Annotated in this window: 16 protein-coding genes; 8 read left to right on the top strand and 8 right to left on the bottom strand. The window is 38.9% G+C overall.

Going from position 1 to position 17201, the window contains the following annotated elements; all coding sequences use genetic code 11:
- Nucleotides 1–65 precede the first annotated feature (65 nt).
- Nucleotides 66–1874, bottom strand: coding sequence for a DUF1565 domain-containing protein (locus tag ACX27_RS29270; RefSeq protein WP_062297700.1), 1809 nt, complete (start codon nucleotides 1872–1874; stop codon nucleotides 66–68).
- A gap of 282 nt (nucleotides 1875–2156) precedes the next feature.
- Between ACX27_RS29270 and ACX27_RS29265 the strand changes: the two genes are divergently transcribed.
- Both ACX27_RS29265 and thiS read left to right on the top strand, forming a co-directional pair.
- A complete protein-coding gene (locus tag ACX27_RS29265; RefSeq protein WP_062297698.1) occupies nucleotides 2157–3272 on the top strand; it encodes a thiamine phosphate synthase in 1116 nt (371 codons plus the stop codon).
- Between the two features lie 22 nt (nucleotides 3273–3294).
- Entirely contained in the window at nucleotides 3295–3507 is a 213-nt protein-coding gene (gene thiS / locus ACX27_RS29260) for a sulfur carrier protein ThiS (RefSeq protein WP_062297696.1), read from the top strand.
- Here thiS and ACX27_RS29255 read toward each other — a convergent pair.
- Nucleotides 3504–4715 carry a glycosyltransferase family 4 protein gene (locus ACX27_RS29255; RefSeq protein ID WP_062297694.1) on the bottom strand — a complete coding sequence of 404 codons (1212 nt, stop codon included), beginning with the start codon at nucleotides 4713–4715 and terminating at the stop codon, nucleotides 3504–3506. The two genes, thiS and ACX27_RS29255, sit on opposite strands and share 4 nt — an antisense overlap.
- Before the next feature lie 1042 nt (nucleotides 4716–5757).
- On the opposite strand from ACX27_RS29255, the gene ACX27_RS29250 reads away from it, so the two are divergent.
- Nucleotides 5758–6735, top strand: a complete 978-nt coding sequence (locus tag ACX27_RS29250) for a DUF1517 domain-containing protein (RefSeq protein ID WP_062297693.1) — start codon at nucleotides 5758–5760, stop codon at nucleotides 6733–6735.
- An 86-nt stretch (nucleotides 6736–6821) separates the two neighbouring features.
- On the opposite strand, the gene ACX27_RS29245 is transcribed toward ACX27_RS29250, so the two are convergent.
- Complete coding sequence (locus ACX27_RS29245) at nucleotides 6822–8468, bottom strand: mechanosensitive ion channel (protein WP_062297691.1); 1647 nt, start codon at nucleotides 8466–8468, stop codon at nucleotides 6822–6824.
- Between the two features lie 299 nt (nucleotides 8469–8767).
- Here ACX27_RS29245 and ACX27_RS29240 point away from each other — a divergent pair, with 299 nt between their 5' ends.
- From ACX27_RS29240 to ACX27_RS29225, 4 genes are all read left to right on the top strand, one after another.
- Nucleotides 8768–9220 carry an SRPBCC family protein gene (locus ACX27_RS29240; RefSeq protein ID WP_062297689.1) on the top strand — a complete coding sequence of 151 codons (453 nt, stop codon included), beginning with the start codon at nucleotides 8768–8770 and terminating at the stop codon, nucleotides 9218–9220.
- A 219-nt stretch (nucleotides 9221–9439) separates the two neighbouring features.
- Nucleotides 9440–9685 carry a hypothetical protein gene (locus ACX27_RS29235; RefSeq protein ID WP_062297687.1) on the top strand — a complete coding sequence of 82 codons (246 nt, stop codon included), beginning with the start codon at nucleotides 9440–9442 and terminating at the stop codon, nucleotides 9683–9685.
- Complete coding sequence (locus tag ACX27_RS29230) at nucleotides 9666–9938, top strand: hypothetical protein (RefSeq protein WP_062297685.1); 273 nt, start codon at nucleotides 9666–9668, stop codon at nucleotides 9936–9938. The genes ACX27_RS29235 and ACX27_RS29230 overlap by 20 nt, the downstream gene beginning before the upstream one ends.
- Nucleotides 9939–10229: 291 nt before the next feature.
- On the top strand, nucleotides 10230–11300 hold the full coding sequence (locus ACX27_RS29225) for an LOG family protein (RefSeq protein WP_062297683.1): 1071 nt from the start codon (nucleotides 10230–10232) through the stop codon (nucleotides 11298–11300).
- A 550-nt stretch (nucleotides 11301–11850) separates the two neighbouring features.
- Here the strand turns inward: ACX27_RS29225 and ACX27_RS29220 are convergent.
- The 5 genes from ACX27_RS29220 to ACX27_RS29200 all read right to left on the bottom strand — a co-directional run bounded on the left by ACX27_RS29220 (nucleotide 11851) and on the right by ACX27_RS29200 (nucleotide 16032).
- A complete protein-coding gene (locus tag ACX27_RS29220) occupies nucleotides 11851–12534 on the bottom strand; it encodes a DevA family ABC transporter ATP-binding protein (RefSeq protein WP_062297680.1) in 684 nt (227 codons plus the stop codon).
- 38 nt (nucleotides 12535–12572) lie between these two features.
- Nucleotides 12573–13745: an ABC transporter permease DevC gene (gene devC, locus ACX27_RS29215; RefSeq protein WP_062297679.1), complete on the bottom strand. Its 1173-nt coding sequence runs from the start codon at nucleotides 13743–13745 to the stop codon at nucleotides 12573–12575.
- 152 nt (nucleotides 13746–13897) lie between these two features.
- Nucleotides 13898–15085 (bottom strand): ABC exporter membrane fusion protein, encoded by a 1188-nt coding sequence (locus ACX27_RS29210; protein WP_062297678.1) that lies wholly within the window; start codon nucleotides 15083–15085, stop codon nucleotides 13898–13900.
- A 74-nt stretch (nucleotides 15086–15159) separates the two neighbouring features.
- Nucleotides 15160–15423 (bottom strand): hypothetical protein, encoded by a 264-nt coding sequence (locus tag ACX27_RS29205; RefSeq protein WP_062297677.1) that lies wholly within the window; start codon nucleotides 15421–15423, stop codon nucleotides 15160–15162.
- A gap of 375 nt (nucleotides 15424–15798) precedes the next feature.
- Nucleotides 15799–16032, bottom strand: a complete 234-nt coding sequence (locus ACX27_RS29200) for a hypothetical protein (protein WP_062297676.1) — start codon at nucleotides 16030–16032, stop codon at nucleotides 15799–15801.
- Nucleotides 16033–16709: 677 nt separating this feature from the next.
- Between ACX27_RS29200 and ACX27_RS29195 the strand changes: the two genes are divergently transcribed.
- Nucleotides 16710–17006 carry a hypothetical protein gene (locus ACX27_RS29195; RefSeq protein WP_062297674.1) on the top strand — a complete coding sequence of 99 codons (297 nt, stop codon included), beginning with the start codon at nucleotides 16710–16712 and terminating at the stop codon, nucleotides 17004–17006.
- Nucleotides 17007–17201 lie beyond the last annotated feature (195 nt).

Here is a 17201-nt window from a genome sequence, read left to right as displayed (position 1 = left end):
CAAATTATTTGCTACGTTTTACGATTCCCCAAAGTAGGGGCTAATAGCTGTTAGCCCCTACTAATTTAATTCAAAGGTTCAATAATAGTTCGTAAGCCGTTATTAGTGAGATTTTTCAACATCTCATCAGCGTTATAACGATTACTAAATACGCCTGCTTGCATCACCCTGCGCCCTTTCCAGATGGTAGAAAACGCACCAGGTGCTACAAATTTTACTAATTCCTGTTCTTGTTCGTTGGCTACTTCAACAATGACGCGGTAACGTGTGTTGTTGGTAGGCGGTAAATAACTTTGAGTGTATGTATTTATATTAGTTTGGGGTACTGGGACTTTTCGCAGGTTGCTAGTATTCCCCAGGGGAACGTTACCATCAGGAACGGGTAACAAAGCTGCACTACCTGGAGAAATCGTTGTATTGGGGATTGGGGTAGGTGCAGTAAATTCAATGGTGTTCCTGTCAATCTGCACGTAATTGAACTGTGACGATGCTGGTTGTAGTACTGGTTTGGCTGTGGGAGTCGGTTGGGTGTTTGTTGCTGGTTGGGTTCTGACTAAGCTGCTGGGAACTGGGAAGCCACCAGGGGGAGGGGTGAGTTGTAGTTGGGGAGATTTGGGTTTGATGGGTGTGGTGGGTAATTTGGCGACGGGATTGGCTGGGGGCGGAACTTCAGTGGTAGAAACAGTAATTTCTGGATTGCTGGGAATGGCTGAGATAGTTGTGTTTGGTGTGGTTGGTAGGGAGTTATCTACAACAGCAGTAGCTGGAGCGTTCAGATCGACCTTACCTGTAATTTTGTTGCTAGTTAAAGTATTACCTGTGGCTGCGATCGCTTCTTTGACTGTACTAGCATTAATATCATAGCGAGCATTATTACGAAATTCGTTACCACCAGCTTCTGTAGTATTACCTAAGTCTGGCATAGCTTGGGCGATCGCTACTAAACCATCTTCTTGACTATCGGCAATTAGATTATTGCGGACAATAGGACGCGCCTTACCTTGGACTAAAATTCCCGAACGATTGTTTTGAATTTGATTGCCCATAACTACAGGCGCGGCATTTTGGGTAATATTTACGCCATAACCAGTTTCTTGAAAAATATTTTCTTGCACTTTTGCCTGAGAACTACCACTGAGGGTAATACCATTGGCTCCATTTCGATAAAAATAATTTTTACTAATTGTCGGTGCGCCATTACCACTCACAGCTACACCATCTTGGGTACTTCCTGTAAATGTATTTTCAGACACGACAGGGTTACTTGATTCAATCCACAAACCATAACCACGGGGATTAGCATTAGTCACACTCACCCCTGTTAACTCAGCTTGATTTGCGCCGACAATCGTGACATTCTGCCCGCCATAACTGCGACTCAGGTACAAGCCACCACCTTGAATTGTAATACCACTACCTTTGTTAGCTGCGTCACCTTGAATGGAAATACCAGGGCGTAGTATTAAAGGAAATGTTTCCCCAGTTTCTTCACTGTAATTACCCTGAGCCAGCATAATTACTGTATTGCCTTTAGCAACACGCAAAGCCTGGGTAATAGTTTTTAACGGCGTGCGATCGCTGCCATTACCTGTGGTGTCATCCCCGATACTTGGGTTGACAAACAGTACATTAACCTGAGAAATTGGTCTTTCACCCAGGGGCATTCTATTTGGTAGAGATGGCATCTGAGCAACGGCACTATTATTGATTGCCAGCAAAGTTAAACTCGCCACTCCCATACCAAACATATACAGCAAAAGTGAGTAACCAAAAGCCATCGGTATAGCTATGTTTAATGATTGATGCGGTTGATAAAGGGTTATTAGCTTGAGCGCCAGTCTGTAATGTTGACCTGACACATTGGGGGACACCATTTTTACCATACTCCTAAGAAATAACAATAAAGTCTTATACCCTTAGACAGTAATATGTCGATAATGTTACCCACAATATTGACCTATTGGCTATTTTAAAGACAAAGTAATTAATGAAGGAAATATCCAAGATGAAAGGTAAAGGCTGAAGGATAAAATTATCCTACCCTTCGGGAAGCCACCCAAAGGAGAAAATTTCAGACTTCAGACTTCACACTTCAGACTTTTTTCTTCTTAATACCTCTTGCTTAGTAAATTAATGATGCTAAAAACATTGCATATATGAAAGAGGCTGACTATTATGAAAGCACTAATGGAGTTGTGGTAATGGTCGAGCCGTATAGCCAACAAGAGCAAATACAGCAAATTGTTTACCGCATATTAGATGCTAATTTAGACCGCACTCGTGAAGGGTTACGCATCATTGAGGAGTGGTGTCGTTTTGGGTTGAATAATGCTCAGTTAGCAGGAGAATGTAAGTACCTGCGACAAGAGTTAGCAAAGTGGCATACAGCAGAAATACGAGCAGCACGAGATACAGTAGGTGATATCGGCACTGATTTATCTCATCCCCAAGAAGAACAACGCGCTAGTATTAAATCGCTGTTACAAGCTAACTTTTGCCGTGTTCAAGAAGCATTGCGAGTGTTGGAAGAATATGGCAAGCTATATAGCCCCAATATGGGCAAGGCTTTTAAGCAAATGCGCTATCGGGTTTATACCCTAGAAAGTAGTTTGATGGGTTATCAACGCCATCAGTTATTGTGGCGATCGCATTTATATTTAGTCACATCTCCATCAGATAGTTTGTTCGCCACAGTAGAATCTGCACTCAAGGGTGGATTGACTTTAGTCCAATACCGCGATAAAAATTCCGATGATACAGTACGGCTGGAACAAGCAACCAGACTCAGGCAGCTATGTCATGCTTATGGCGCTTTGTTGATTATGAACGATCGCGTCGATTTAGCCTTAGCTGTAGATGCCGATGGTGTGCATCTGGGACAACAAGATATGCCAATTGCTCTGGCGCGTCAATTATTGGGGCCACAGCGCATAATTGGTCGTTCTACGACTAATTCAGAAGAAATGCACAGAGCCATTAACGAAGGCGCGGATTATATTGGTGTCGGCCCCATTTACGAAACTCCCACCAAAGCAGGTAAAGCCGCAGCCGGCTTAGAATATGTCCGCTACGCCGCCCAAAATAGCCCCATACCTTGGTTTGCCATTGGCGGCATTGATGCCAATAATATCAATGATGTCATTGATGCTGGTGCAGAAAGAGTAGCAGTAGTGCGATCGCTCATGCAAGCCGAACAACCAACTCTCGTTACCCAATACTTGCTGTCTCAATTAAATCGCGTCCGACCACAACCAGAAATCGTGCAAAATTAGACTTACTCAGCACTCAGCACTTATGTCCGAGCAAATTACCCTTCAGGTAAATGGAGAAACCCGCAGTTGTGCATCTCCATCGTTGTTACCCGATTTACTACAACAATTGGGTTTCAATCCGCGCTTAGTGGCGGTGGAGTATAACGGGGAAATTTTACATCGCCAATTTTGGTCTCAAACTATCGTACAGCCAGGCGATCGCTTGGAAGTTGTCACCATTGTTGGCGGTGGTTAATTTTCTTGATAAAGCATCCGGTGAAGAGTTTTGCGCCGCGCTAATTCTTTACCTTTGCGACCGAGTTGTTCGCGCAATTGCGGGTCTTGACACAAGCGTTTAAAGGCTTGAAAAACTTCATAGCCAGATTTTGGGTTGACTAAAATACCATTTTCTTCGTGACTCACTACCTCAATCACAGAACCTAAACGAGAAGCAATTACAGGCTTACCAAAGTAACTGGCTTCTAGATATGTCACCCCAAAACCATCAATAAATCTTGCTTTGCTATCATTCACAGTCAGCATCGCAAAGATATCACAAGCCGCATAGTAACCTGCTAACTCGCTTTCTGGTACATAACCAGCAAAGTGCACCCGTTGGTCTACCCGCAAGCGTTGTGCGAGAGTCTGCAATTCCGACTCGCAAGCACCTTGACCACAAATTATATAGTGAACATCTATCCCAATAGTCAGCAATAAGGGGAGATTCTCAATTACTCGTTCAAAGCTTTTCTGTTTTACCAGTCTTCCGACTGAAAGGATGACAATTGCTGTTTCAGGAATGTTGTAACTTTGGCGTACCTTGACCCGTAAATCATCAAGATGACTTTGGTTTGTCCCGGCACTAAATTTTTCTGGTCTAACTATGGGATGAATGACATGAGTAGGAGTTTGCAACCGGAATGTGTTTCTGAGGTAATCTCTTGTAAAGGCGCTGTTACAAACAATGCCTGTGGCGCGAGATAATGTTAACTTAAAGAGCGATCGCCACAAGGGATTGCCTAAAACAGAGCGAATATCAAAACCGTGTAGATAAATAAAAAAACGGATCGGTAATAGATAGCTTAATAATAATAGTGAGGGAAACTCGTAACTGTGTCCCCATTCTATATAACGATAGTGATAGCGAAAATAAAGCTTAATTGCTAATACAAATGAGCTAACTAAATTCATCAAAGGTTGGAAAACATTTCCCCAAAATCCTCCTAGCCAGTATTGAGAATTCGGCCAGCGATAAATGGGAAAACGTTGCGTCTCATCAAATTTTTTATCTCCCACACAACTAGCCGCCAACACAATAATCCGTTCGGGATCTTGCACACAACGGTTATATATATATTCGCTAATCACCGCCTCTTGTGGTAAAAATTGACGCGATATCACTAAAATATCTGGACATGATGTTTTTTCTCTAATGTTTGGCGCTAGTTGAGAAATATGTTCCATATTAATTTTTGTAATTTAATGTAAATAATTTTTTAGGTTTTTATGTTTAATTTAAGTAATTGTTGCTACTAAATTAGCTCTAGATTACTAAATAGCTTGAAACTGATTATCATCATCACTTGGGCCTTTCGATATCAATCAAAATTCATCTCCTACTTGATATTTCAGCAAAATCAACTAATTGCTTAATAATAGTTATCATCACCAATAACTTACTGAACTTTTACAATAGAAGACCCACTAAACTAAGTTTTTGTGGTAATAAATTTGCTCGGCTAATTCTGATTGATCTTGGTGCTATTTATACTATATCTACATATATGTGGAATCGCAATTGGTTTTCATCTTGCCCATAGATATTGGAATTCGGTTGGTTTACCGAATTTACTTGTGTGGTGCGCGAAGCGTAATAGGCATTGAGTAGGGAATGAGGAGTAAGAAAAAGTATTTTTTCTCAAAATAAAATGTAATTTCTATATATATTTTTGTAATAATTGATGCTATTTTGTGAATATATAAACATCAATTCTTGGTAATTAAAATTATCTTTATTAGTGGACAGTAGTAAAGAAGCTTTATCTCAGGTATTGATTTTTTTAAATCAAATATGAGTGCGATATTAGCCCTATAGTCTAACTTAAATCATTCAGTATGGGTAGCCACAATGGCAAATAGCTTCTATAGCCCCAGACTTCAGTCTGTTCGCGTAGCGTGCGCCTTAGCGCAGGGCTAAGTGCTGAAAGTGGATGCACCCATCTTTAGCCTGATTTTAGAGCAATTATTAATTGATCCCAAAGTTCCTACGCTCTAGCAGAAGTTCCAAGGTACGGTAATCTACTACAGAAATCCCCCCTCCGTCTGCTGTGTACCTGGGATAAGTCGCGGTAAATTGAAGATGTAGCAACAGTTAATGATGTTACAGAAAGCTACTGCCAATACAATACTCGCTTACTAGTCGCGGGCTGGCATCGGCTACATACCGCAAAATCCTATTAGCATAGGATGCAATCATCAGCAATAAAATTTTTCAAGCGACTGTGTTATGCGTAAAAAACTACAACAAACCATCAAACCACTGTTAAAAACCTTCTTTGTCCTCAGCTTAGTATTAGCTTTAGCATTAGGTCATGCTGACGGAGCCTTAGCGGCTCGCAGTGGTGGTCGTATCGGTGGCGGTTCATTTAGAGTTCCTTCGAGCCGCACTTATACACCCCGTACCTACGCACCTCCTGGTGGTGGCGGATACTATGCTCCTTATCCTGGCGGTGGTTTTGGCTTTCCGTTCCTATTACCGTTTTGGGGTATTGGCGGCGGATTTGGCGGTCTATTTACAATTTTAATTTTTATTGCGATCGCTAACTTCCTGGTTCAAAGTTTCCGTCGTGCTAACAGTGGCGGAATTGATGAAGTTGGTTATAACAGCAACCCCAATGTTTCTGTAACTCGCGTGCAAGTTGGTTTGTTAGCCCAAGCCCGTGATTTGCAACCTGCACTCAACAAAATTGCTGAACTGGCTGATACCAACTCTCCCGAAGGTAGAGCCGCAGTTGTCCAAGAAACTAGTCTAGCTTTACTCCGCCATCCAGAATATTGGGTCTATGGAGGCGGTGGTACACAACAAGCTAAATTAAATTCTGCGGAAAGCCAATTTAATCGTTTGGCATTGGCAGAACGCAGCAAATTTAGTGAAGAAACTCTTTCTAACGTTAATAACCAACTCAAAGCAGTTTTGGCAAAAGAAGCCTTACCTGCTAGTGATGAACTCGACAACCCAACTCGCCTCATTACTGAAGGCCCTGGGGAATATATTATCGTTACCTTGTTAGCAGCAACTCTCGGTAAATTTGAAATTCCTGCTATCAATTCTGCTGACGACTTACGCCAAGCTTTGCGCCAAATGGGTAGTATTCCTGGCGAACAATTGTTAGCAATTGAAGTTTTATGGACTCCTCAAGCTGAAGGTGATACCTTAACTTCTGATGATTTGTTAGCAGAATATCCTGATTTGAAATTGATGTAAGCAGAAGTCAGAAGTCAGAATTAAAAAATAACCCGCCCAAGATGGTTAATCCATTCCTGCAAGCGGGTTTTTTCATAGGTATGCTACTAGCCTTTATCCTTGAAAGAATCTAGCCACTCTTTAACTTGTTCGCGGGCGATATCGCGTCCACCCAAACCAAAAGCTAAAGCAATAGCAACAGCGATCGCACCGAGTAATAAACCAAATGCTAAATTCACAATATCGCTGGCAACACCAATTTGTTGTAATGCCATTGCCGAAACTAAGGTAATAATGGAAATTCTGGCTGCTTGGGCTAAAATTTTCGCTTGGCGATCGCCGGAACTACTAATTAAATTAAAGGCGAGATTTGCCAGAAATAAGCCGATGGCAAACACAATTAATCCGGCAAGAATCCGCCCCAAAATAATTAAAATGCCAGTTACCAATGTTGTCAGAGCTGGAATATTTAAAATATTCACGGCTGCCACAGTGGCAAATAGCATAATGCCGACTAAAGTAATAATGCCAGCAATTTCTGAGGGTGTGCGGAGTGGTGTTAATGGTTGTGTTTCAGCATAGACTTCTTGTCTAACAGGTGAGGGTAAACCCAGCACTGCAAAAATATTATTAAAGCCCAAACTAGTCAAAACACTAGTGACTAAATCTCCGACAAAGCGCCCCACAAAAAAGGCGACGATTAAGATAGCTACAGCGGTAAAAATAGCAGGCAAACTATTTAAAATCTGTTGCAGCATAGTAATTGCTGGCACAGATATCGCCTCAATTTTTAAAGCATTGAGAGCCGCGATCGCCACAGGAATCAAAATTAAAACATAAACAATGGTGCCGATAATTGTCGATAAAGACTGTGCGCCCATTGCTGATGATAGTCCAAACCGACTACCTAAATAATCGATGCCCGTTGTGGCTAATAAATTAGTCACAATTCGGCGGACAATATTCGCTAAAAACCACCCCAACACTGCAATTAAAATTGCTGCCAAGATGTTAGGCAGAATCGAAAGAATTTCGGTAATTAAGGCTTGTACTGGTAAAAGTGCCTGTCGGAGTCCGAGAGTATCAAGAACTGGTGCCAGAAACAGTAAAAAGATAAACCAGTATAAAGCACTGGCGATCGTCTCACTTAAAGAAATGCGATCCAAGCTGATAGTATCTTCCGGCGTTTCTTGATTTAACCGCTCATCCAATTTGAGTGCTTGCAATCCTCGCAACGTCACAAGTTTGACAATACTTGCTAAGACCCAAGCAACCCCTAACAGAATGCCTGCACCTAAAACTTTTGGCAAAAAGCCAATTAGTTGGTCAAGGAAGTTATTCAGGGGTCGAGAAGCTACTTCCAATCCTAGCGCCTGTAAAGCAGCTACTACCGTGATTAAAATAATGCTCCATAAGACCAAACTAGAGATGAATTGCTCAACTTGAGGAACATCTCTGCGCCCTGTTACCCCTGCCGCAATGCGATTATCAATGTTTGTGCGATTCAGGATACCTCTGGTGATTTTCGCCATCACCAAAGCAACCAGTATCCCTACCAACAAAATTGCTACAGCACCTAGCAATCTTGGTGTATACAGAATTACTTGTTGTCCAATTCCTTGCAGATCAGCAATTCCTTGGTTTAAGTTTGGTTGATCTAAGGGTAAATTAGGTGATTGTCCGAAAAGTTCCTGTTTTTTCATCGACAAACCCATATCTATTAAGCGGGTTATCCCTGACCAAGTTGTGTTCATGGTTTTTTGATATTAAGTTTGTGTGTTTGTCAAAAATACTTGTGAACTCAGTAGAGTAGATTTGATTATGCAAAATTACACTCAAGTGAGTTTACGCGTATTTTGTGTATCAATTTACCAGTAAATACATCTAGGCAACTTATAGATAGGCTAATTTGTTACAAATAAAAAAAATATTCTGGACTTTCACTAGAATTTTTCTTGAGTAAGAACACGGTTATCTGTCACATGAATGTAGCTTGTAGATAACAAGCCATTTTGAGTTAATCTAAGGGCAGCGACAGGATTTGTGAGTTGGCATGACCCAAGTTTTTGAACAATCCATTCAAATTAACGCCACAGCAGCAGTTGTAGAACGCTGTATTACCGATTTAGGGTTAATGCACCGTTGGCTGAATCCTGCGTTACGCTGCGAACCTGTAGGTGATGTTTGGAGTACGGAGATAGGCAGTCAAAGTCGCTTTATCATTCAAGTTCCCGTGGTGCAACCGACTCTGAAGAGTGTTGTTGTAGAAAGACAACCGGGTTTAGTGGTTTGGGAATTTCAAGGATTTTTTCAAGGACGCGATCGCTGGGAATGTCAACCAGTAGCAAAGGGAACATGCTTATTCAATCGCTTCGAGTTTGTGATTCCTAATCCTATCGTGAGTTGGGGATTCAATAATTTTGCCGCTTCTTGGACAAAACAAGACATGCAAGCCCAATTACGCCGCCTTAAACGGGTTGCAGAAGAAGTACAAATTAGTCAATAATCAACCTCAGTATTTCAGTAGATACTGTCAGCACTTAAGTATCATTGCGCTTGACCGTCTTTGTTTATCCTTAAAAATTTGCGTAATGTCTCAGCCGTCAATTACGCAAATGCGCTGATCCTTCCATTACCCATCTTCATAAATTCAGCAAGATCACGGTTACATTGAACTGGGGTTCTGATCAAAACTGCCAATATCCAGTTTATTAGGGTGCAACTTATGACTAGCCCTGCGATGAAATTTATTAGAGTCAATCTGGAAATGGCCAAAGAAGTAGCCCATAAATGGGAGCAAGCTTCATATAGTCAAACCAGTGCTTACTGTTTGGATATTTTAAAAGAACTAGGATTTCCTAGTACTGAACTACCTGTTAACTTGCAAACTCGTGAAGAACAGTTAAATTTCATCGCAGGCTTTGCTTCTTATGCTTTTGGGGAGGTACAAAATGTCCAAGGTGCTAGTTGAAGACTTGTTTAATGAGCCAGAATGGGCAGAAGCAACTGCTGTACCAGCAACAGACCGAGAATTATTACTGCTCACAGAAAGAATTTCTAGTTTTGAAATTCCTATGCAAGTATTTTTGCAAGCTGTGGCGATCGCGGCTTACGATTGTGCATCCGCCTTCCGTTATGCTGATAATTATTTAATGACTCATCACAAAAATAAGCGAAAGAATCTGCGTGTTTTCAAGTCTTTGCATAATTTTGAGAATAACTGAACTTATACATACCCAAATCTTGCCCCTCTAAGCGCCTCTTTAGAGGGGTTTTGTTTTGAAATTACCGACTCCCCATTCATATCGTGTCAAGTAAAAGACTGATCATAAAGACAGCAGGGAGCAGAGGGAGAAGGAGTTTTGTCTTTCTGCACAGATATGCTGAATCATAACTGATTTGGCGGACATGATATCATCACTCCCTTGCTCCAGACATTTCAACAAATTCTAAAAAAATTGTAAATACCACTCCAAAATTAGATAGAATGTATTGCCACTCTGCAATCTGTTCTCATGACCTCATCTGCGTCGTTCGACACATTAGAGTCTCTGCAAGCCGATATTGTTGACTTAATCGATCGCCTACCGACGTTAAAAAATCGGCAATATATCCAACAGACGCTTGCTACTATCATCCGTCTAGCCGATAGTGACATTGATCGTCTGGATTGGAAGATATTATCGGCTGCTTTAGCGGATATGGAGCGAGGCTTCGAGTTATTTTACAATTACCGACATGTACGTAAAGTAACTATATTTGGTTCTGCCCGTCTATCTCCAGAAACGCCAGAATACAAAATGGCGTTAGAATTTGGTCGCGCTGTGACTCAACTGGGTTTTATGGTAATGACAGGCGGCGGCGGTGGGATTATGCAAGCAGGTCATGAAGGCGCTGGGCGAGAAAATTCTTTTGGCTTAAATATTCAGTTACCGTTTGAACAGCAAGCAAATCCAATTATTGAAGGTGATCCAAAGTTAATTAACTTTAAGTATTTTTTCACCCGCAAGCTGTTCCTCCTCAAAGAAAGTGATGCAGTGGCGCTATTTCCTGGCGGATTCGGCACTCAAGATGAAGCTTTTGAGTGTATGACCTTAAGCCAAACGGGTAAATTTGGCCCTGTACCTTTAGTATTAATTGACCATCCCGGTGGTGATTATTGGCGGTCTTGGAGTGATTATATTGATCAACAACTGGTGCAGAAAGGTCTTGTCAGTCCAGAAGACCCTAGTTTATACACTGTGACCGATAACCTGGAAGTAGCTTGCAACGCCATTACACGTTTTTACAAGGTTTATCACTCCAGTCGTTACGTTAGTAATCAGTTGGTGATTCGTTTAAGTTGCGATTTGTCAGATACGGAAGTCGAACAACTGAATGCTGAATTCAGTGACATTCTAGTCAAAGGCAAAATTGAAAAAAGTCAAGCATTACCCCAAGAAGCTCAAGATGAAACTGCTGATTTACCTCGGTTAATTCTGCACTTCAATCAACGGGATTTAGGGCGTTTATATCAGATGATTGCCACAATTAACCAAATGGGTAGTCCTTCCCAAGAGGAAATAGCACATCCTGAAAGGAAGTAGGGCAGAAGGCAGAAGGTAGGAGGTAAAAGTTTTCCTATGACTTTTTCAAACTACCTGACTGAATCAAGTTATTATTGCTTATTTGTTTGAAGTTTATCAGTGCAAATCTGTAGTTAGGATCGCCGGAAAACATCTCAGAGTAATGATGTTATTTGAATTGATGCGATCGCTTTTTTCAATAACAGTTTTTAAATCTCTATACATAACTAAAGATAGAAGAAGTTGTAAATAGACCTTGTATAGTCTATTGTGTAAATTCTATTATCGTGGAAATTAAATGCGTAAGCACCTAAATAGTATGTATTACTAATGCTATTTACGCTGTCAGTAATATTTATTAAATTAACATAGGTATAACCTCCCAATACAGCCTCACATTGAGATGGTATCAGATTGTACATAAATCCCCCTACATCAGTAGGATGAAAATAAGAAATTATGATACTAGCCATTATTTCGCTTTCTCCTCAGAAATTACAATAGCCTGGAAATTGAAGCATGTTATTAGGAGTAGATTTAAATGGTCTTGAGTTATTTTTTTGTATAAATCCTAAAGTTGTTTAACTATTCGACCATCGTCTATGTGTATTATTCGCTCAGAAATATCTAAAATTCTATGGTCATGAGTAACCATTAAAATAGCACAATTTTGTTCCTTAGCTAATAGTTGCATCAGGTTAACAATATCTCGACCTGATTTACTATCTAATGCTGCGGTAGGTTCATCAGCTAAAACTAATTTAGGATGACTTACTAAAGCACGGGCAATCGCTACTCGTTGCTTTTGACCACCAGAAAGTTCAGATGGATAGCAATTAATTCGATTCCCTAATTTAACAGCATGCAGCATTGCTTCTGCTTTTTTACAAGCTTCCCATTTAGGAATATTATTGTCTAATTCAAGTGACATTTGCACATTTTGTCGAGCTGTTAAGAAATTCAGTAAATTATGAGATTGGAAAATATAGCCTATATGACGACGCACTTGTACTAATTGGTCATTACTAGCACCAGAGAGTTCTTGATTGAGAAATTTTAGGCTCCCCTTTTGAACAGAACGTAACCCACCTATCAAAGTCAATAAAGTTGTTTTTCCTGAACCAGAAGGCCCAGTCATAGTTACAATTTCTCCATGCTGAATATTCAAGTTAATATCAAACAAAACTTGGTTTTTTAATATTTTTTTGTCAAAATAATGACTTAAATTTTTAATGTCAACAATAAAGTTTACCATAACAATTCCACAAAAATAACTAATTGAATTACATTAAATTAGAAAAAATCTGCCGGGTCAACATTTCGCAGTTTCTTTGTAGAGATTAAACCAGATGCTAAACACATTAAAATTACAAAAAATAATACTATGCCTGCTTTGTCTAAGCTCATACTAATTGGTAAGTTAGTAAAATCTCCAGCTACATCATACAAACCTATAGATATAGCAAAACCAGGTATATAACCAAAAAAAGCTAATATTAAAGCTTGTTGAAAAACCATAATTAGCAGGTATTTATTTTTAAAACCCATTGCTTTGAGAGTTGCATATTCAGCTAAATGACTAGCGATATTACTATAAAGAATTTGATAGACGACTACTACACCAACAACAAAGACCATAATCACCATCAATTGAAATACAAATCCAATGGGCGCTCTGTTCGTCCAATAGTTTTTTTCCAAATTAATAAAATCTTGGCGTGTCAATACTATGACATCTTTAGGTAATTGGGCAGATAAAATAGCCAAAACTTTCTGGGTGTTAGCATTTGGTTTAAGGTTAATTAAGCCAATATCTACATTTTTTGCTGAACGACCTTGGAATATTTGGAAAAAAGTAGAGGTACTAACAATTAAATTTCCATCAACGCCAAAAGATGGCCCCAAGCTAAATAATCCACCAACTTTTACCTTATACCCAATTGATGAAGTATAGTTAAATATTTCAATAATAACAGTTTTCCCTTGTTCAAACTCTTGAGTAATTGGGCCAAATTGTGAGCGAGATTTGCTGTCAAATAAAACTATCTTAGGTAATTGTAGTAGGCTTTGATTTTGTTGAATAATTGGTAATTTTAAAATTGCTCTTTCTGGCTCAAATCCAAGTACATATATAGGAAACTTGATACCATTTATTAAATTTTTTAGCTTGGCAAACTGCATATATAATGGGCTAACTGATTCTATACCCTCACATCCTAATATCTGATATAAATACCGGCGAGGAAAACTTTGATTAAATGTCAATGATTGATATTGAGTACTGATTATAAATAAATCTCCTTTGAGATTATTATGTAACTGCGTAGCACTAGTGTATAAAGCATCTTGAAATCCAACTTGGACAAACATCAGTACTGCAATAAAAGCAATTCCGGTCGAAGCCACTAAAAAACGAGCTTTTTGTCGAGCTAACTGTAGCCAAGCGAGAGATATATTAATAATCATTTGAAAAACCTAAAGTGATAAATATGAGATTGAGATAGATATCTGGTTAAAGTAAACCATTACTATCTAGTAGAAATTACATTCATTCGTTATTGAATGGTAATTACAGAAAAATGATTACTTGGTGAGTTAATCAAGCTTTTTCTAGAACTTTAGATTAAAATGCGTACCATTACCTGTAAGTTAGTAAGAGCAGCAATTTCTTTGTTATCTTTCATATTGTTGATGCGAATTTTTACTTCAATTACTTTGTTATCTGTATCGGCTTGCAAATTATTAAACATATTTTGTTGACCAACTTGCAGGCCAATATCTGAAACTGTTCCGCGTAATTGCTTTGGTAAAGCATCACTAGTAATCAAAACTGACTGACCTATACGTACTTTTTTAATATCAGTCTCATAAATTTCTGCTACTGCATACATCTGTTGTGTACGACCTAAGTCAGCTATTCCTGTTGAGCCAATAATTTCTCCAGGACGAGTATTAATTTTTAGAATTTGGCCAGCTACAGGCGATCGCACAGAACTCAAATCCAATTCTGCTTGAGCTTGTTTAACTGAAGCTTTTGCACTCTCAACATTAGCTTGTGCTGCTTGCACATCAGTAGCACGGACTTCTGTAATACTTGCAAACTTAGCTTTGGCCTCTATCAACTGCTGTTGAATAGTCTCTACAGTTCGATTGTCAGAAGCTTTAGCTTCTTTATATCGCTGTTGCAAAATCTCGACTTGCAAACGTCTTGCTTCTGACTCAGAAGCAGAAATTGCGCCTACTTTGTATAGCTGCTGATATCGCTGATTTTCGCTTTCAGCATTACTTAATTCAGCTTCTAGTCGAGCAATTGTTGCTTGCTGTGCAGATATCGCTCCAGACAAATCAGCTTCTAGACGAGCAATTGTTGCTTGCTGTGCAGATATATCTCCAGCTTTAGCCCCCGCTTTGACTTGATTGAGATTAGCTTGGGCTACTAAGACTTGCTTTTGTGCTTTTTCTAAGGCTGTAAGACGGGGATAATAACTATCAAGAACAGCAATTATTTGTCCTTGACGTACCCAACTTCCTTGCTTGACAAGAAGTTTCGCCACTCGAACACCCCCTTGAGAGTTAGGAGCAGATAGACGAATTACTTCTCCTTCAGGTTCTAAAGCTCCTAAAGCAGTAACAGCAGTCATTTTAGGAGAGCTACGAGGAGTAGGTGAGTCTAACTTAGGGGTTAACTGAAATCGTGAAAAGCTGTAGAGAGAAAGTGTAGCAGGAACTACAGCCATAGCAGCAGTCAATATTATCAAATACCAACTTACAGGTTTTGTTAATGGCTGTCTTTGTTTGTATACCATAATTATCTCTTCCAAGTTAGGTTGCACAAGTTGTACATATTAATTCACTCAAACAGGTACAACAGAATTAATGTTTAAATCCCGTTAGTCCAACTTAGAACCTCTGGTAAGCCAGATGGTAAGATTGCTACCAAATTAATAGTTAATCTTGAAAGGTCAATTGTAAAAAGTTTGTTGCCATCCAGAGAAAACAGGCGAACGCTATTTGAATAGTTACCTATACCATCCTGAATATTAGCCAAATCAACGCCAGTAATACCTCCTAATACAGTAGCTAATTCTTCTGAAGAGGCTTGGATGAACAGTTCATTATTTTCGAGATCAGTAATTTGTAGCATATTGTATAATTAACAATATCAGTATTAAAAGTAAAGTGAAGCTAATTAATAGCGAAAAGGTAGGCACATCATTTCTTTTCACAAATCACATTAAAATTGATGCCTAAATCAATTGGTTGAGTAAACTGTTTATTTCTAAAAAAGTCTAATAACGCGCCCATTACACTTACTTTTAAGCAGCGAATATTGGCTCAGAGCCAATTTCTTGAAACTAAACAAAGACGCGTTATTTACTTCAACTTATGGAAGCAAGCTTAGGAGATGAGAGGGTTAATTCTGTTTTGCAACTTTTAGAAAATAATTGTCAAAGCAAGATTTTGAACCTTTAGTTTAATCAAGCTTTACAACTTTATTTCTTAATATTAACTAAAGTTTTTAGCCCAAATCTAGAGATTGCGGCTGGGAAAGGCTTTCGGCGACTGGGTTGCGAAACTCTGACCCAAGAGAGTTCACTCCGAGCGCAATTAACACAGCAAAAATACCGGCGGTTAGTGCAGCCGCACCAAAGGCATAAGATGCAGTTAAACCGCCACTAACACTAGCAGATTCTTCATGAGAGATTTCGTTGAAAAGTTCGTGATTTTCGAGATCGGTAATTTGCAGCAGCATATTATGTAATTAACAGCATCAGGGTCAAAAATGAAGTGGCGCTTTTCATAGTGAAAAGGTACACACATCATTTACTGTCACAGCTCACATCAAGGTAAATATCCCAGTAAATTGTTTGCTGATAATCAAACTTTATTGTCTATTTACGAACTTAATAGTGAACCGTTCCTACTTCCTTTAACGTACACTCTATGCAAATTATTCCAAAATTAGATATTCTTGCCAAGTTGGCGTGAGATCAGCGACCCTATCGTTTGTCTTTACTTAACTCTCAGAAGCCTTGCTATGTAAATTGTAATCTTGATTGACGGCGCGATCGCTTACCATTTCCTTATCTTAAATTGCTATTCGCTCGTGATTTATCAAATACTAAATCATACCTATTCTTGATATGCTTGTTTGAGAGTAGAAGCCAAAATCAATATTTCAAACTTGAGTAGAAACTTTTTTATACGCGAGTGTAAGCATTAATTGATGAAACTTACAAATTTTAGAAGTAAAACAACAGTTACCTGAAATTTACTACTAAAGGTTAGTATTTATTTACTACTTTAGAGTAATTTAATTTTTATAAAATATTTTTATAAATAAACATACTAGAATAAAACACTTTTAGTTGCTATTAATTATGTGATTAATCTTTGTATACTAACTTAACAAAATAAAGGAGTTAGATAATGACTGAAATAATAGATTTAGACAGTCATCGAACTGATACAGAATCACTCATACAAGAAATAACTCTGCTCCAAGCAGAAACTTTATCAGGAGGTTATTGTCAGCCTAATGAGGATTATCCTTATGCTTATATAATCAATATTACTAAAAATCAGAGTAAGCCCAAAAGTAAAACGCAAAGTGCAGATACCTTTGACTATAGTGGCAAAAAGATTAATACTATAGATAATTCTAGGAAAATTTACTTAAATGGAGTTCCGCTACAAGGAGAAAGAAATATTCTCATCATACACTGATAAATTTTGCGATCGCTGAAATTAGCCAATATAAATATTTAAAACTTTAGTATCAACCGTTAATACATAGCTGTATAAATCGATTTAGCAAACAAACACACCGGATTTCTTAAAAGTGAGAAATCCGGCTAACTATCAAAAAAACTCTATCAATAATTGTTGGCGCTACTGCAATAAATATCAAGAATGCGTTTA

It is taken from the genome of Nostoc piscinale CENA21 (genome assembly GCF_001298445.1).
Classification (GTDB): domain Bacteria; phylum Cyanobacteriota; class Cyanobacteriia; order Cyanobacteriales; family Nostocaceae; genus Nostoc_B; species Nostoc_B piscinale_A.
The sequence above is the reverse complement of the archived record's forward strand: the minus strand, read 5'-3'. Positions and strand labels throughout refer to the sequence as shown.

Excerpts from the sequence above, each read along its gene's own strand:
- devC (WP_062297679.1), bottom strand. The coding sequence starts at position 13,745 with ATGATTATTAATATATCTCTCGCTTGGCTACAGTTAGCTCGACAAAAA.
- ACX27_RS29245 (WP_062297691.1), bottom strand. The coding sequence starts at position 8,468 with ATGAACACAACTTGGTCAGGGATAACCCGCTTAATAGATATGGGTTTG.
- ACX27_RS29200 (WP_062297676.1), bottom strand. The coding sequence starts at position 16,032 with ATGCTGCTGCAAATTACCGATCTCGAAAATCACGAACTTTTCAACGAA.
- ACX27_RS29255 (WP_062297694.1), bottom strand. The coding sequence starts at position 4,715 with ATGGAACATATTTCTCAACTAGCGCCAAACATTAGAGAAAAAACATCA.
- ACX27_RS29230 (WP_062297685.1), top strand. The coding sequence starts at position 9,666 with ATGTCCAAGGTGCTAGTTGAAGACTTGTTTAATGAGCCAGAATGGGCA.
- ACX27_RS29265 (WP_062297698.1), top strand. The coding sequence starts at position 2,157 with ATGAAAGAGGCTGACTATTATGAAAGCACTAATGGAGTTGTGGTAATG.
- thiS (WP_062297696.1), top strand. The coding sequence starts at position 3,295 with ATGTCCGAGCAAATTACCCTTCAGGTAAATGGAGAAACCCGCAGTTGT.
- ACX27_RS29220 (WP_062297680.1), bottom strand. The coding sequence starts at position 12,534 with ATGGTAAACTTTATTGTTGACATTAAAAATTTAAGTCATTATTTTGAC.
- ACX27_RS29250 (WP_062297693.1), top strand. The coding sequence starts at position 5,758 with ATGCGTAAAAAACTACAACAAACCATCAAACCACTGTTAAAAACCTTC.
- ACX27_RS29195 (WP_062297674.1), top strand. The coding sequence starts at position 16,710 with ATGACTGAAATAATAGATTTAGACAGTCATCGAACTGATACAGAATCA.
- ACX27_RS29270 (WP_062297700.1), bottom strand. The coding sequence starts at position 1,874 with ATGGTGTCCCCCAATGTGTCAGGTCAACATTACAGACTGGCGCTCAAG.
- ACX27_RS29240 (WP_062297689.1), top strand. The coding sequence starts at position 8,768 with ATGACCCAAGTTTTTGAACAATCCATTCAAATTAACGCCACAGCAGCA.
- ACX27_RS29205 (WP_062297677.1), bottom strand. The coding sequence starts at position 15,423 with ATGCTACAAATTACTGATCTCGAAAATAATGAACTGTTCATCCAAGCC.
- ACX27_RS29210 (WP_062297678.1), bottom strand. The coding sequence starts at position 15,085 with ATGGTATACAAACAAAGACAGCCATTAACAAAACCTGTAAGTTGGTAT.
- ACX27_RS29225 (WP_062297683.1), top strand. The coding sequence starts at position 10,230 with ATGACCTCATCTGCGTCGTTCGACACATTAGAGTCTCTGCAAGCCGAT.
- ACX27_RS29235 (WP_062297687.1), top strand. The coding sequence starts at position 9,440 with ATGACTAGCCCTGCGATGAAATTTATTAGAGTCAATCTGGAAATGGCC.